This is a genomic window from Pseudomonas sp. FW305-96 (genome assembly GCF_058783825.1).
This window is the reverse complement of record NZ_JBYSYW010000017.1, coordinates 45045-59607: the sequence shown is the minus strand read 5'-3', so window position 1 is coordinate 59607 and position 14563 is coordinate 45045. Positions and strand designations below refer to the sequence as shown.

The following is a 14563-nucleotide window of genomic DNA, read 5'->3' as shown; positions in this document are numbered from 1 at the left end:
TAACGTGATCGTGTCCGCTAAGGTTTTTATCGGGTCGTTCGCACAAAGCACGGCTGGAAAACAGTGCAACAAGTCCCGTGGGTCCTTTTCGGGTTGTTACTGTCTTTCTGGTAAGAATCATTTTGAAATATCGGCTGTCACGCGGCAGAACTTGAGCAGGGGATGAAAGAAGATGTCAGATTCCTTACGAATGGTTGTAGGGGCGGGGCCGGATGGTCAGCCGGTATCCCAGGCCATGCGCCTGGCCAACCGGCATGGCCTGGTGGCCGGAGCCACGGGCACCGGCAAGACGGTGACCCTGCAGCACCTCGCCGAGCTGTTCAGTGACGCCGGGGTGGCGGTATTCGCGGCGGATGTGAAGGGCGATCTGTGTGGCCTCGGTGCGGCGGGCGCGCCACAGGGCAAGGTGGCCGAGCGGATCGCCGGCATGCCGTGGCTGAATCACACGCCCCGGGGCTACCCGGTAAGCCTGTGGGATGTCGCGGGGCAAACGGGGCACCCCCTGCGCACCACGATGAGTGAAATGGGGCCGCTGTTGCTGGGCAACCTGCTGGAGCTCACAGACAGCCAGCAGGCTGCCTTGTATGCGGCGTTCAAGGTGGCCGACCGGGAGGGCTTGCTGCTGCTCGACCTGAAGGACCTCAAGGCCCTGCTCGCGCACCTCAAGGACAACCCGCAATTGCTGGGCGAGGACAGCGCGTTGATGACCAGCGCTTCCACGCAGGCGCTCTTGCGCCGGTTGGCGACGCTGGAACAACAAGGCGCCGAGGCATTGTTCGGCGAACCGGCGCTGCAGCTCGAAGATCTGCTGCGCCCGGAGGGCGACGGGCGCGGCCGCATTCACCTGCTCGATGCCAGCCGTCTGGTGCATGACGCACCCAAGGTCTATGCGACGTTCCTGTTGTGGTTGCTGGCTGAACTGTTCGAGCAGTTGCCGGAGCGCGGCGATGCCGACAAGCCCGTGCTTGCACTGTTCTTCGATGAGGCGCATCTGCTGTTCAATGGTACGCCCAAAGCGTTGCAGGACCGCCTGGAGCAGGTGGTGCGGCTGATCCGCTCCAAGGGCGTGGGGGTGTACTTCGTCACCCAGTCGCCGGGAGATCTGCCGGATGCGGTGTTGGCTCAGTTGGGGTTGCGTATCCAGCATGGCCTGCGCGCCTTCACCGCCAAGGAGCAGAAATCATTGCGTGCCGTGGCTGATGGTTTCCGGCCGAACCCGGCGTTCGACAGCCTGGCGGTGCTCACTGAGCTCGGTATCGGCGAAGCCTTGGTTGGCACCCTGGAGGAGAAGGGCACGCCAGCCATGGTTCAGCGGGTGTTGATCGCGCCGCCACAGTCGCGGATCGGACCCTTGAGCGCGGCTGAGCGCAGTGCGCTGATCGCGGCGTCAGCGTTGTCAGGGCGTTATGACAAACCGATCGATCGTGAGTCGGCCTATGAAATGCTCACGCAGCGCAAGGGTGAGCCTGTGGAACCGGTACCCCAGGCCAAGGCCGAGGAAGACAGCTTCGCCGACAAGGCAGGCGATTTCTTGCAGAGCGCGGCGGGGCAGGCGATCAAGTCGGCGGTGCGCCAGGCGGCCAATCAGCTGGGGCGCCAGTTGGTGCGTGGGTTGATGGGGTCGCTGTTGGGTGGGAAGAAACGTTAAACCTCAATGGGCCTATCTCGGGACAAATCGCATCGGCGCACCGCCGCTCCCACGAAAAAGGCGCCCTGCAAGGGGCGCCTTTTTCAGTACTGCATCAGCACTCAGCTAATGGCCTTGGTGGCCAGCCAGAACAGGCCGGCCGCCAGGCCCATCGACGCCGGCAGGGTGAGTACCCAGGCCAGCAGGATGGTCTTCACGGTGCCGCCCTGCAGGCCGCTCTTGTTGGCGACCATGGTACCGGCGACACCAGACGACAGCACGTGGGTGGTGGACACCGGCAGGCTGAACACGTTGGCCATGCCGATGGCGCAGGCCGCGGTGATCTGGGCCGACATGCCCTGGGCATAGGTCATGCCCTGCTTGCCGATCTTCTCGCCAACGGTCAGCACCACGCGTTTCCAGCCGACCATGGTGCCCAGGCCCAAGGCCAGGGCGACAGCGACGATCACCCAGAACGGGGCGTATTCGGTGGTGGCGGTCAGGTCCTTGCGCAGTTTATCCAGGTCAGCCTTTTCGCGAGGCTCCAGGCCTGGCAGCTTGCCGACCTTCTTCGCCGTGTCGTCCAGGCACAGCAGGTAGCGGCGCACTTCGACGCGCTTCTCGGCGCTCAGGGCGCGATAGTCGGTCACACCGGCGAGCGACGATTGCAGCGCGGCGATGGTCGGCTCGGTCTGCTGCGGATTGCAGCTGAACTGCTCCGGCAGGTCGCTTGCCTGCGCCTTGCCCAGTGCCAGGAACTCGCCCAGGGTGGCGGCGTTGCGCTGGTAGAACTGGCTCAGGTGCAAGGTGGCGTCACGGGTACGCTCGATCTGGTAGGTGGTGCTGTTCAGGTCGAGGACGAACTTGGCCGGGACGATACCGATCAGTACCAGCATGATCAGGCCGATGCCTTTCTGGCCATCGTTGGAGCCGTGCACGAAGCTCACGCCCATGGCCGAGATCACCAGCACCAGGCGGTTCCAGAACGGCGGGTGCTTCTTGTCGTCGAGCTTGCGGCGCTGGTCAGGGGTCTTGTGCATCTTCGACAGCGGGCGCCACCATTTCAGGCCAATCAGCACCAGGGCTGCGACAGCAAAGCCGGCCATTGGCGAGAGCACCAGGGACATGGCGATATCGATGGCCTTCTGCCAGTTGACGCCGTCACCCAGCGGAATGTCGCTGAGCAGGGCGTTGGCCAGGCCGACGCCGAGGATCGAGCCGATCAGGGTGTGCGAGCTGGACGCCGGAATGCCGAAGTACCAGGTGCCCAGGTTCCAGGTGATGGCGGCGGCCAGCAACGAGAAGACCATGGCCAGGCCGTGGCCGGTGTTCACATTGATCAGCAGTTCGACCGGCAGCAGGTGGACGATGGCATAGGCCACCCCGACACCACCGAGCAGAACGCCGAGGAAGTTGAACACGCCAGAGAAGAACACGGCGAGGTGCGGTGGCATGGCCTTGGTATAGATGACGGTGGCTACCGCGTTGGCGGTGTCATGAAAGCCATTGATGAACTCGAAGGCGAGCACGAAGGTCAGAGCGAGCGTCAAGCTCACGATAACCCAGGCATCCAGTCCGCTGAATAAATCGATCATGAAGGTTGTCTGGCGGTCTTAGGGGGGGCGGATTATGCCAGAAAACCATGGCAATCGATGCACCTGCCGCTGACCGATGGCAGGAGAATGCCGGCATGGCACGAGCACCCACGTGCCGGGTAATCGCAAAAAAACGCCGTTAAAAATCGATAAAATTCAGAAAAATCAGCTATTTGAGGTGATTTTTACTGGGCTTGCGCAATTAAAACGACTGTATGAAATTTGTGTGATTCCATTTCATATCACAGGTTTTCGCCGGCATGCTTCGCCGCACACCCTTCCTGGGTGATGGCGCATTGGCACTGAGCTGCTTCAATTGTCGTCGCTGCGCAGCTCCTTTTCGATCTTCTCGATTTCCTGGGCGAACGCCTGGTCGAGAACGCTGGCACGCTTACGCCAGGGTTTGCGTTCCGGGTCGGGTTGTGCGGCATACGTGGTGACTTCACCACCGTAAACATCCTTGTAACGTTCAGCCTGGCGCTCGAGTTCCGCGCGCAGTTCTTCTTTCGTCACAGTAATACCTGAATAGGTTGAAGTGGGGCGTCAGCCTTTAAACACACACGCAGAATGCGGATATGTCGGCAAGCCCAACAATTCATTGCACCGAAATGGCAATGCATGAGTTGGCAAGCTGCTGTGCACGCACGGCAAGCCACTGCAAAGACAGGGGCTGGCAGTCGCAAGGCAACGAAAGTGCGTCGATTGGATCCGTTAAACGGTGCTTGCAATCAACACCGGCAATTATAGCAATCGCCCGGTTGAAGGCTATCGTTCTTTACCTGCAACTGACAATAGAGCTGAAGTTTATTGTGCAGTCTATTAACCCTTTGTCGTGCCGGCATTCAAAAGGTTCAAGCCGATGTGCCAAGCAAGTTCGCCGTCTACTGTCAGAAATGAAAACGGCCTCGCTGAGGGGCGAGGCCGTTGCCTGGGACTTCTACGGTGGGTACCTGACCAGTCTCTCCAAAGAAGCCACATGTGGCAGGGGAAAGGTATAAGCAAAAGTGTCAGCGGTCAATTGCGATTATCGGCCGTTCGTTCGATAATCGCACGAGGTAGCGATTTTTTTGAGGCATGTCCATGAGCGAAGAAACCAGCGGCCAGTCAGCCAACGAGCCCGCACGCAGTACCAGCCCCACCCTGGCACCCCCGATCGTGGCGTCGGCTGCCAAGCGTATCCAGGCATTCACCGGTGACCCTGACTTCATGACCTCCCTGGCCCGTGGCCTGGCAGTGATCCAAGCCTTCCAGGAGCGCAAGCGCCACCTGACCATCGCCCAGATCAGCCATCGAACGGAGATTCCGCGGGCCGCGGTGCGGCGCTGCCTGCATACCCTGATGAAGCTGGGTTACGCGACCACTGACGGGCGTACCTATTCGCTGTTGCCCAAAGTGTTGACCCTTGGTCATGCCTACCTGTCATCCACGCCATTGGCGGTGTCGGCCCAGCCTTACCTGGATCGCATCAGCGACCAGCTCCACGAAGCGGCCAACATGGCCACATTGGAAGGCGATGACATCCTTTATATTGCGCGCTCCGCCACGGTCGAACGGCTGATCTCGGTGGACCTCTCGGTCGGTGGGCGATTGCCGGCCTATTGCACTTCGATGGGCCGTATCCTGCTGGCGGCACTGGACGATGCCAGCCTGCACGAATACCTGGAACGCGCCGACCTCAAGGCCCGTACCAGCCGTACCCTGCATGACCCGGCCTCGTTGTTCGCGTGTATCCAGCAGGTGCGTGAGCAGGGCTGGTGCGTGGTGGATCAGGAACTGGAGCAAGGCTTGCGTTCGATTGCCGTGCCGATCTATGACGCGTCGGGTCAAGTGCTGGCGGCGCTGAATGTCAGTACCCATGTCGGCCGCGTCAGCCGCGGGGAACTGGAGCAGCGTTTCCTGCCGATCCTGCTGGCGGCCAGCAGGGACTTGTGCCATCAGCTATTTGGCTGAGCCCGCCGGGGCGCGTTGCGCCCCATTGCCGGCAAGCCGGCTCCCACACCGACCGTGCTCAGCGGGCTTGCCAGCGATGAGGCGATTACGAACAACACAAGACAGTTGCTCATACGCGGAAACGTTGAACACGCCATACCGTTTCCTGTTCGATAAACGCACAGTGTCGCTCTCGACGAATTGCGCCGCCCACGCCCGCTGATTAATGTCTGTCGCACCTGTCGGCTGCGCCGACCGGATAATAACAACAGGCCCGAGGGCATCCCCATGACCACTGTCCCTTCGCTGTCTAGGCCGCACCCGCGCACGGTGCTGCTGCACTCCGGCTGAGCCACGGCCGAACTATCCGCCGTTTTCTGTTCCAGTGCATCCGCCCTGCGCGGTAGCCTGCCTGCGCCCAACTCCCGGATAACAATAATGAACAAGCCACAATCCGCTGTCGGCAACTGCCTCGACGTCCAATCCTTCATCAATGCCCAGCCGCTGTCCCGTTATCAATGGCGGGTGGTGATCCTGTGTTTCCTGATCGTCTTCCTCGACGGCCTGGACACCGCCGCCATGGGCTTCATCGCCCCGGCGCTGTCTCAGGAATGGGGCATCGACCGGGCCAGCCTCGGCCCGGTGATGAGCGCCGCGCTGATCGGCATGGTGTTCGGCGCCCTCGGCTCCGGCCCGCTGGCCGACCGCTTCGGACGCAAGGGCGTGCTGGTGGGCGCGGTATTGGTGTTCGGTGGCTTCAGCCTGGCCTCGGCCTACGCGAGCAATGTCGACCAATTGCTGGTGTTGCGCTTTCTGACCGGCCTGGGCCTCGGGGCTGGCATGCCCAACGCCACCACCTTGCTGTCGGAATACACTCCGGAGCGCCTCAAGTCGCTGCTGGTGACCAGCATGTTCTGTGGCTTCAACCTGGGCATGGCCGGCGGCGGTTTCATTTCGGCCAAGCTGATCCCGGCATATGGCTGGCACAGCCTGCTGGTGATCGGCGGTGTCCTGCCACTGCTGCTGGCAGTGGTGCTCTTGGCCTGGTTGCCGGAGTCGGCGCGGTTCCTTGTGGTGCGCAACCGCGGCGCCGACAAGGTGCGCAAGACCCTGGCGCCGATCAATCCTGAACAGGTAGCCCAGGCATCGAGCTTCAGCGTGCCGGAACAGAAGGCGGTGGCGGCGCGCAACGTGTTTGCGGTGATCTTCTCGGGTACCTATGGCCTGGGCACCGTATTGCTGTGGCTGACCTATTTCATGGGCCTGGTGATCGTCTACCTGCTGACCAGCTGGCTGCCGACACTGATGCGCGACAGCGGCGCAAGCATGGAGCAGGCCGCCTTCATCGGCGCATTGTTCCAGTTTGGCGGGGTGCTGAGCGCGGTGGCAGTGGGTTGGGCCATGGACCGCTTCAACCCGCACAAGGTGATCGGCATCTTCTACTTGCTGGCAGGTGTGTTCGCCTACGCCGTTGGACAGAGCCTGGGCAACATCACCTTGCTGGCGACCCTGGTGCTGGTTGCCGGCATGTGCGTGAACGGCGCGCAATCGGCCATGCCCTCGCTGGCGGCGCGCTTCTATCCGACCCAAGGCCGTGCCACAGGCGTTTCCTGGATGCTCGGGATCGGCCGCTTCGGCGCGATTCTCGGCGCCTGGAGCGGGGCTACGCTGCTGGGGTTGGGCTGGAATTTCGAGCAGGTGCTGACGGCACTGCTGGTGCCTGCGGCATTGGCCGCGGTGGCTGTCGTGGTGAAAGGGTTGGTCAGCCACGCGGATGCGACCTGAGGTCTGGTGGCTCGCTCCTGCAGGATCGTATAAATAGCAGGGTAACAAATGGTTCGATAATCGCACAAAAGTGCGATTATCGGATTGAGATAACCCCCTCAGTCTCCTTAATCTGGGCCCATCGCAGCGATGCATCGGCCCGCTGCTCACTGACCCGACTCGACCTGACCAGGAGTCTCCAATGGCAGCAATCCTCTCGCTTCACGAGGCCGTGAAGCAGTTCATCCAGGATGGCGACAGTGTCGCCCTCGAAGGTTTCACCCACCTGATCCCGACCGCGGCCGGCCACGAGATCATCCGCCAGGGCAAGCGCGACCTGACCCTGGTGCGCATGACCCCGGATCTGATCTACGACCAGCTGATCGGCGCCGGTTGCGCGCGCAAATTGATCTTCTCCTGGGGCGGCAACCCGGGCGTGGGCTCGCTGCATCGCCTGCGCGACGCGGTGGAGAAACAGTGGCCCCACGCGATCGAGATCGAGGAGCACAGCCACGCCGACCTGGCCAACGCCTATGTCGCCGGTGCCTCCGGCCTGCCATTCGCGGTGCTGCGCGCCTACGCCGGTTCCGATCTGCCAAAGGTCAACCCGCTGATCAAGTCCGTCACTTGCCCATTCACTGGCGAAGTACTTGCCGCGGTACCGTCCGTGCGCCCGGACGTCACCGTGATCCATGCGCAGAAGGCCGATCGCAAGGGCAATGTGTTGCTGTGGGGCATCCTCGGTGTGCAGAAGGAAGCGGCGCTGGCAGCCAAGCGCTGCATCGTCACCGTCGAGGAGATCGTCGATGACCTGCAGGCGCCGATGAATGCCTGTGTGCTGCCCACATGGGCCCTCAGCGCGGTATGCCTGGTGCCTGGCGGCGCCCACCCTTCATACGCCCACGGCTACTACGAGCGCGACAACCGCTTCTACCAGGCCTGGGACCCGATTGCCCGCAACCGTGAGTCGTTCACCGCCTGGGTCGACACCTATATCCGTGGCACCGCCGACTTCACCGAATTCCAGGCCAGGCTGGCCAGCACCGCGGAGGCCGCGCAATGAGCTACTCCACTTCCGAAATGATGACCGTCGCCGCCGCCCGTCGCCTGCGCAATGGCGCCGTCTGCTTCGTCGGCATCGGCCTGCCTTCCAAGGCCGCCAACCTGGCGCGCCTGACCTCGTCGCCCGACGTGGTGTTGATCTACGAGTCCGGTCCGATCGGTGCCAAGCCCAGCGTGCTGCCGTTGTCCATCGGTGACGGCGAGCTGGCCGAGACCGCCGACACCGTGGTGCCTACCGGTGAGATCTTCCGTTACTGGCTGCAGGGTGGGCGCATCGATGTAGGGTTCCTCGGCGCTGCCCAGGTTGACCGCTTCGGCAATATCAACACCACCGTGGTCGGTGACTACCACGCGCCGAAGACCCGGCTGCCAGGTGCCGGCGGCGCCCCGGAGATCGCCGGTTCCGCCAAGCAGGTGCTGATCATCCTCAAGCAGTCGCCGCGGGCTTTCGTCGACAAGCTCGACTTCATCACCTCGGTGGGGCATGGCGAAGGCGGCGATTCACGTCAGCGCCTGGGGCTGCCGGGTGAAGGTCCGGTCGGCATCATCACCGACCTGTGCATCATGGAGCCGGAGGCGGGTAGCCATGAGTTCGTGGTCACCTCGATCCACCCAGGCGTGACCCGCGAGCAGATCATCGCTGCCACTGGCTGGGCGATCCGTTTCGCCGACGACGTGCGGCAAACCACGGCTCCGAGCGAGGTAGAACTGTCCGCCCTGCGCGACCTCGAAGCGCGCACCGCCGCCGCCCATGGCCAGACGGCAGGAGAAGCCTGATGCGAGACGTCTTTATCTGCGATGCTGTGCGTACTCCTATCGGCCGTTTCGGCGGGGCCTTGGCCTGCGTGCGCGCCGACGACCTGGCGGCAGTGCCGCTCAAGGCGCTGATCGAGCGCAACCCGGATGTGCAATGGGATCAGCTCGACGAAGTGTTCTTCGGCTGTGCCAACCAGGCCGGCGAGGACAACCGTAACGTGGCGCGCATGGCGCTGTTGCTGGCCGGCTTGCCGCACAGCGTCCCAGGCGTGACCCTCAACCGCCTGTGCGCCTCGGGCATGGACGCCGTTGGCAGCGCCTTCCGGGCCATCGCCAGCGGCGAGATGGAGCTGGCGATTGCCGGTGGCGTCGAGTCGATGTCCCGCGCACCGTTCGTGATGGGCAAGGCCGAGAGCGGCTACTCGCGCAACATGAAGCTCGAGGACACCACCATCGGCTGGCGTTTCATCAATCCGTTGATGAAGGCCCAGTTCGGTGTGGACTCGATGCCCGAGACCGCCGACAACGTCGCCGATGATTACCAGGTATCGCGTGCCGACCAGGATGCCTTCGCCCTGCGCAGCCAGCAGAAGGCTGCCGCCGCGCAGGCCGCCGGCTTTTTCGCCGAGGAAATCGTCCCGGTGCGTATCCAGCACCGCAAGGGTGAGACGGTGGTCGAGCACGACGAACATTTGCGCCCGCAGACCACGCTGGAGGCGCTGGCCAAGCTCAAGCCGGTCAACGGCCCGGACAAGACCGTTACCGCTGGCAACGCCTCGGGTGTCAACGACGGTGCCGCCGCGCTGATTCTGGCTTCGGCCGAGGCGGTGAAGACGCACGGTCTGACCCCACGTGCCCGGGTGCTGGGCATGGCCAGCGCTGGTGTGGCGCCACGGGTGATGGGTATCGGCCCGGTGCCCGCGGTGCGCAAGCTGACCGAGCGCCTTGGCATTGCCGTGGCCGACTTCGATGTCATCGAACTCAATGAAGCCTTTGCCAGCCAGGGCCTGGCAGTGCTGCGCGAGCTGGGTGTGGCAGACGATGCACCGCAGGTGAACCCCAATGGTGGCGCAATTGCCCTGGGGCATCCGCTGGGCATGAGCGGGGCACGTCTGGTGCTGACGGCGTTGCATCAGTTGGAGAAGAGCGGCGGGCGCAAGGGCCTGGCGACCATGTGCGTGGGCGTTGGGCAGGGGTTGGCGTTGGCCATAGAAAGGATCTGATCCTTTGGAACCCTCCGCTTGCACGAGCATGCCTGCCAGGCAGCGTGGGAGCGGCCTTGCCCCGCGATGAGGCCGGTAGCCATGACGCACGGGCAAGGCGGAACGAGTGTGTAACCAGGTATGTCTAGAATTACCTGTGACCCTCCAGGAGCAAACACACCATGACCTCAACCTATTACACCGGCGAAGAACGCAGCAAGCGTATCTTCGCCATCGTCGGCGCCTCGTCGGGCAACCTGGTGGAATGGTTCGACTTCTATGTCTACGCCTTCTGCGCCATCTATTTCGCCCCGGCTTTCTTCCCCTCCGACGACCCCACGGTGCAGTTGCTCAACACCGCCGGCGTGTTCGCCGCGGGCTTCCTGATGCGCCCCATCGGTGGCTGGATCTTCGGCCGCCTGGCCGACCGTCACGGGCGCAAGAACTCGCTGATGATCTCGGTGCTGATGATGTGCGGCGGCTCGCTGATCATCGCATGCCTGCCCACCTACGCCAGCATCGGCACCTGGGCGCCAGCGCTGCTGCTCCTGGCGCGGCTGATCCAGGGGCTGTCGGTGGGCGGTGAGTACGGCACCACCGCCACCTACATGAGTGAAGTGGCGCTGCGTGGCCAGCGCGGTTTCTTCGCCTCGTTCCAGTACGTCACCCTGATCGGCGGCCAGTTGCTGGCGGTGCTGGTGGTGGTGATCCTGCAACAACTGCTCACCGAGGACGAACTGCGCGCCTATGGCTGGCGCATCCCGTTCGTGGTCGGTGCCATTGCCGCGTTGATCTCGCTGATGCTGCGCCGTTCGCTGAAGGAGACCAGCAGCGCAGAGACCCGCCAGGACAAGGATGCCGGTAGCATCAGTGGGCTGTTTCGCAATCACGCCGCCGCGTTCATCACCGTACTGGGCTACACCGCCGGCGGTTCGCTGATCTTCTATACCTTCACCACCTACATGCAGAAGTACCTGGTCAACACCGCCGGCATGAACGCCAAGAGCGCCAGTTTCGTCATGACCGGCGCGCTGTTCCTGTTCATGATCCTGCAGCCGCTGTTCGGCATGCTCTCCGACCGCATCGGCCGGCGTAACTCGATGCTGCTGTTCGGCGCCCTGGGGACGCTCTTCACCGTACCCTTGCTGATGGCGCTGAAGACCGTGACCAGCCCGTTCATGGCCTTCGTGCTGGTAAGCCTGGCCTTGTGCATCGTCAGCTTCTACACCTCCATCAGCGGCCTGGTGAAGGCCGAGATGTTTCCGCCACAGGTTCGCGCATTGGGCGTGGGGCTGGCCTACGCCGTGGCCAACGCGGTGTTCGGCGGCTCGGCCGAATACGTGGCACTGGGCTTGAAAACCTTGGGCATGGAGAACACCTTCTACTGGTACGTAACCGCCATGATGGCGGTGGCCTTCCTGTTCAGCCTGCGCCTGCCGAAGCAGGCGGCGTACCTGCACCACGATCACTAAGGACGTTGCATGAGCAACCAACTGTTCGACGCCTACTTCACTGCCCCGGCCATGCGCGAGGTTTTCTCCGACCGGGGCCGGTTGCAGGGCATGCTCGACTTCGAGGCGGCCCTGGCCCGCGCCGAGGCGGCCGCCGGGCTGGTGCCGCACACGGCGGTGACTGCCATCGAGGCGGCCTGCAAGGCCGAGCGCTACGATGCCCGGGCGCTGGCCGACGCCATCGCGGTGGCCGGTAATTCGGCGATCCCGCTGGTCAAGGCCCTGGGCAAGGTGGTCGCCAGTGGCGTACCCGAGGCCGAGCGCTACGTGCACCTGGGCGCCACCAGCCAGGATGCGATGGACAGCGGCCTGGTGCTGCAACTGCGCGATGCGCTGGGGTTGCTCGAAAACGATCTCGGCAAGCTGGCCGACACCCTGGCGCATCAGGCATTGCAGCATGCCGACACGCCGCTGGTGGGGCGGACCTGGTTGCAGCATGCCACGCCGGTGACGCTGGGCATGAAGCTGGCCGGTGTGCTCGGCGCCCTCACTCGCCATCGCCAACGCCTCAAGGAACTGCGTCCGCGCCTGCTGGTGCTGCAGTTTGGTGGCGCTTCCGGCAGCCTGGCGGCGCTGGGCAGCAAAGCGCTGCCGGTGGCCGAGGCCCTGGCCGCGCAACTGAAGTTGTCCTTGCCCGAACAGCCGTGGCACACCCAGCGTGACCGCCTGGTGGAGTTTGCCTCGGTGCTGGGCCTGGTCGCCGGCAGCCTGGGCAAGTTCGGCCGTGACGTCAGCCTGCTGATGCAGACCGAGGCGGGCGAGTTGTTCGAACCCGCCGCGCCGGGCAAGGGCGGGTCCTCGACCATGCCGCACAAGCGCAATCCGGTCGGGGCGGCGGTGTTGATCAGCGCCGCCACCCGTGTGCCCGGGCTGCTCTCGACCTTGTTCAGCGCGATGCCCCAGGAGCACGAACGCAGCCTTGGCCTGTGGCATGCCGAGTGGGAAACCCTGCCGGAGATCTGCTGCCTGGTCTCCGGTGCCCTGCGTCAGGCCCAGGGGATCGCCGAGGCCATGGAGGTGGACGCCGAACGCATGCGCAGCAACCTCGACCTCACTCAGGGCCTGGTGCTGGCCGAGGCGGTCAGTATTGTCCTCGCCCAGCGCCTGGGCCGCGACCGGGCCCATCAACTGCTGGAGCAGTGCTGCCAGCGCGCCGTGGCCGAAGGGCGCCATCTGCGTGCAGTGCTTGGTGATGAGCCGCAGGTCAACGCCGAGTTGTCCGGCGAGGAGCTCGACCGCCTGCTCGACCCCACCCATTACCTGGGCCAGGCCCGCGTCTGGGTGGCGCGCGCGGTGGCCGAACATCAACGTTTCACTGCCTGAAAGGAGACCGCTGTGGCGCATTTGCAACTGGCCGATGGCGTACTGAACTACCAACTCGATGGCCCGGCCGATGCGCAGGTGCTGGTGCTCTCCAACTCCCTGGGCACCGACCTGGGCATGTGGGATGAGCAGATTCCCACCTGGAGCGAACACTTTCGCGTGCTGCGCTACGACACCCGTGGCCATGGCGGCTCGCTGGTCACTCAAGGCCCCTACAGCATCGAGCAGCTGGGGGGCGACGTGCTGGCCCTGCTCGAGGCGCTGGACATCGAGCATGCACACTTCGTCGGCCTGTCCATGGGCGGCCTGATCGGCCAGTGGCTGGGCATCAACGCCGGCCAGCGCCTGCACAGCCTGACCCTGTGCAACACTGCGGCAAAAATCGCCAACGACGAGGTCTGGAACTCCCGCATCGACGCGGTGCTCAAGGGTGGCCAGCAGGCCATGGCGGACCTGCGCGACGGCTCCATCGCCCGTTGGTTCACCCCGGCCTTCGCCCAGGCGCGGCCGGACGAGGCCCAGCGCATCTGCCAGATGCTCGCGCGCACCAATCCAGAAGGCTATGCCGCCAACTGCGCGGCGGTACGTGATGCCGATTACCGCGAACAGCTGGGGCGCATCCAGGTGCCGACGCTGGTGGTGGCGGGCTCTGCGGACGTGGTGACCACGCCTGAGCATGGCCGCTTCATGCAGCGCCGCATCGTCAACGCGACCTATGCCGAATTCCCGGCGGCGCACCTGTCCAACGTCGAGATCGGCGCGGCCTTCAGCGCCCGTGTGCTCGATTTCCTGCTGGCCCGTTGAGGAATCTGCCATGGATGAGAAACAACGTTACGATGCCGGCATGCAGGTGCGCCGCGCGGTGCTCGGCGATGCCCACGTGGACCGCAGCCTGGAAAAGCTCAATGACTTCAACGGCGAGTTCCAGGAGATGATCACCCGGCACGCCTGGGGCGATATCTGGACCCGCCCCGGCCTGCCCCGGCACACCCGCAGCCTGATCACCATCGCCATGCTGATCGGCATGAACCGCAACGACGAGCTCAAACTTCACCTGCGCGCGGCCGCCAACAACGGCGTGACGCGTGAGGAGATCAAGGAAGTGATCATGCAGAGCGCGATCTACTGCGGGATCCCGGCGGCCAATGCCACGTTCCATCTGGCCGAGTCGGTGTGGGATGAACTGGGGGTGGAGTCCAGGCAGTAACGCATCGCGGGGGAAGTCGCATCGGCGCACCGATGCGACTTGCCCCGCGATTACTTCACACGACTGCTTTCTTCTGGCGAACGGCGACAGGCCCGGCATTGGCCTCCACGGCCTTTTTCAGTTCGCCACACAAGCCAGCCATGAACGCCAGCTCCGCCACCACGAACAGCGGCCCGACGATCAGCCCGCTCAGGTCATCGACGAATGCCGGCTTGCGCCCTTCGTAGGCATGTCCGACGAACTGGATGATCCACCCCACCACGAACGCACCTAGCCCGGCACTCAACCACAGCCCGGTACTCTGCACGGCCAGTGCCTGGCCGGCCCATAGGCACAATCCCAGCAGCAGCCCCATCACCAGGCCGAAGCGCAGGTCCAGGCGCAGGTAGAACCACACCGACCAGAGCGCCAGCAGCAGCGCCGGCGACAGCCACAGCCCCGCCACGTCCCAACCGGGGCGTGACAGCAGCACGGCCACGGCCAGCACGATCAGCGGAATGCCGATGAAGTGGGTGGCGATGTTCCGTGGATCGCGGTGGTAGGCCGCGTATTGACTCAGGTGCTCGACGAGGTTTTTCATTGTTGTT

13 protein-coding genes are annotated in these 14563 nt (G+C 63.9%); 10 read left to right on the top strand and 3 right to left on the bottom strand.

The window, feature by feature from the left end; translation table 11 throughout:
- The first annotated feature begins 172 nt into the window (after positions 1–172).
- Complete coding sequence (locus AC3WL2_RS14810) at positions 173–1648, top strand: helicase HerA-like domain-containing protein (protein ID WP_102682780.1); 1476 nt, start codon at positions 173–175, stop codon at positions 1646–1648.
- 101 nt (positions 1649–1749) lie between these two features.
- Here the strand turns inward: AC3WL2_RS14810 and AC3WL2_RS14805 are convergent, their stop codons facing one another.
- On the bottom strand, positions 1750–3222 hold the full coding sequence (locus tag AC3WL2_RS14805; RefSeq protein ID WP_023629967.1) for an inorganic phosphate transporter: 1473 nt from the start codon (positions 3220–3222) through the stop codon (positions 1750–1752).
- 312 nt (positions 3223–3534) lie between these two features.
- Positions 3535–3735, bottom strand: a complete 201-nt coding sequence (locus AC3WL2_RS14800; RefSeq protein WP_023629966.1) for a hypothetical protein — start codon at positions 3733–3735, stop codon at positions 3535–3537.
- Positions 3736–4302: 567 nt separating this feature from the next.
- On the opposite strand from AC3WL2_RS14800, the gene pcaR reads away from it, so the two are divergent.
- From pcaR to pcaC, 9 genes are all read left to right on the top strand, one after another.
- Positions 4303–5172 (top strand): pca regulon transcriptional regulator PcaR, encoded by an 870-nt coding sequence (gene pcaR / locus AC3WL2_RS14795; RefSeq protein ID WP_102682779.1) that lies wholly within the window; start codon positions 4303–4305, stop codon positions 5170–5172.
- A 417-nt stretch (positions 5173–5589) separates the two neighbouring features.
- On the top strand, positions 5590–6936 hold the full coding sequence (gene pcaK / locus AC3WL2_RS14790; protein ID WP_046856926.1) for a 4-hydroxybenzoate transporter PcaK: 1347 nt from the start codon (positions 5590–5592) through the stop codon (positions 6934–6936).
- Between the two features lie 181 nt (positions 6937–7117).
- Complete coding sequence (locus tag AC3WL2_RS14785; protein WP_102682778.1) at positions 7118–7978, top strand: CoA transferase subunit A; 861 nt, start codon at positions 7118–7120, stop codon at positions 7976–7978.
- The gene (locus tag AC3WL2_RS14780) at positions 7975–8754 is read left to right on the top strand and encodes a CoA-transferase subunit beta (protein WP_102682777.1); all 780 of its coding nucleotides are present in this window, start codon (positions 7975–7977) and stop codon (positions 8752–8754) included. Before AC3WL2_RS14785 ends, AC3WL2_RS14780 begins: the two co-directional genes overlap by 4 nt.
- The gene (pcaF, locus tag AC3WL2_RS14775; protein ID WP_173862429.1) at positions 8751–9956 is read left to right on the top strand and encodes a 3-oxoadipyl-CoA thiolase; all 1206 of its coding nucleotides are present in this window, start codon (positions 8751–8753) and stop codon (positions 9954–9956) included. The genes AC3WL2_RS14780 and pcaF overlap by 4 nt, the downstream gene beginning before the upstream one ends.
- A gap of 161 nt (positions 9957–10117) precedes the next feature.
- Positions 10118–11407 carry an MFS family transporter gene (locus AC3WL2_RS14770; RefSeq protein WP_102682775.1) on the top strand — a complete coding sequence of 430 codons (1290 nt, stop codon included), beginning with the start codon at positions 10118–10120 and terminating at the stop codon, positions 11405–11407.
- A 9-nt stretch (positions 11408–11416) separates the two neighbouring features.
- Positions 11417–12769 carry a 3-carboxy-cis,cis-muconate cycloisomerase gene (locus tag AC3WL2_RS14765; RefSeq protein ID WP_102682774.1) on the top strand — a complete coding sequence of 451 codons (1353 nt, stop codon included), beginning with the start codon at positions 11417–11419 and terminating at the stop codon, positions 12767–12769.
- Positions 12770–12781: 12 nt separating this feature from the next.
- Positions 12782–13573: a 3-oxoadipate enol-lactonase gene (gene pcaD, locus AC3WL2_RS14760; RefSeq protein ID WP_102682773.1), complete on the top strand. Its 792-nt coding sequence runs from the start codon at positions 12782–12784 to the stop codon at positions 13571–13573.
- Between the two features lie 10 nt (positions 13574–13583).
- On the top strand, positions 13584–13976 hold the full coding sequence (gene pcaC, locus AC3WL2_RS14755; RefSeq protein WP_070093782.1) for a 4-carboxymuconolactone decarboxylase: 393 nt from the start codon (positions 13584–13586) through the stop codon (positions 13974–13976).
- Between the two features lie 55 nt (positions 13977–14031).
- Here pcaC and AC3WL2_RS14750 read toward each other — a convergent pair whose 3' ends face one another.
- Entirely contained in the window at positions 14032–14556 is a 525-nt protein-coding gene (locus AC3WL2_RS14750; protein WP_102682772.1) for an Mpo1 family 2-hydroxy fatty acid dioxygenase, read from the bottom strand.
- Positions 14557–14563: the final 7 nt, after the last annotated feature.

Coding starts and splice junctions, on each gene's coding strand:
- AC3WL2_RS14770 (WP_102682775.1), top strand. CDS start 10,118: ATGACCTCAACCTATTACACCGGCGAAGAACGCAGCAAGCGTATCTTC.
- AC3WL2_RS14785 (WP_102682778.1), top strand. CDS start 7,118: ATGGCAGCAATCCTCTCGCTTCACGAGGCCGTGAAGCAGTTCATCCAG.
- pcaC (WP_070093782.1), top strand. CDS start 13,584: ATGGATGAGAAACAACGTTACGATGCCGGCATGCAGGTGCGCCGCGCG.
- AC3WL2_RS14780 (WP_102682777.1), top strand. CDS start 7,975: ATGAGCTACTCCACTTCCGAAATGATGACCGTCGCCGCCGCCCGTCGC.
- AC3WL2_RS14805 (WP_023629967.1), bottom strand. CDS start 3,222: ATGATCGATTTATTCAGCGGACTGGATGCCTGGGTTATCGTGAGCTTG.
- AC3WL2_RS14810 (WP_102682780.1), top strand. CDS start 173: ATGTCAGATTCCTTACGAATGGTTGTAGGGGCGGGGCCGGATGGTCAG.
- pcaR (WP_102682779.1), top strand. CDS start 4,303: ATGAGCGAAGAAACCAGCGGCCAGTCAGCCAACGAGCCCGCACGCAGT.
- pcaK (WP_046856926.1), top strand. CDS start 5,590: ATGAACAAGCCACAATCCGCTGTCGGCAACTGCCTCGACGTCCAATCC.
- AC3WL2_RS14765 (WP_102682774.1), top strand. CDS start 11,417: ATGAGCAACCAACTGTTCGACGCCTACTTCACTGCCCCGGCCATGCGC.
- AC3WL2_RS14750 (WP_102682772.1), bottom strand. CDS start 14,556: ATGAAAAACCTCGTCGAGCACCTGAGTCAATACGCGGCCTACCACCGC.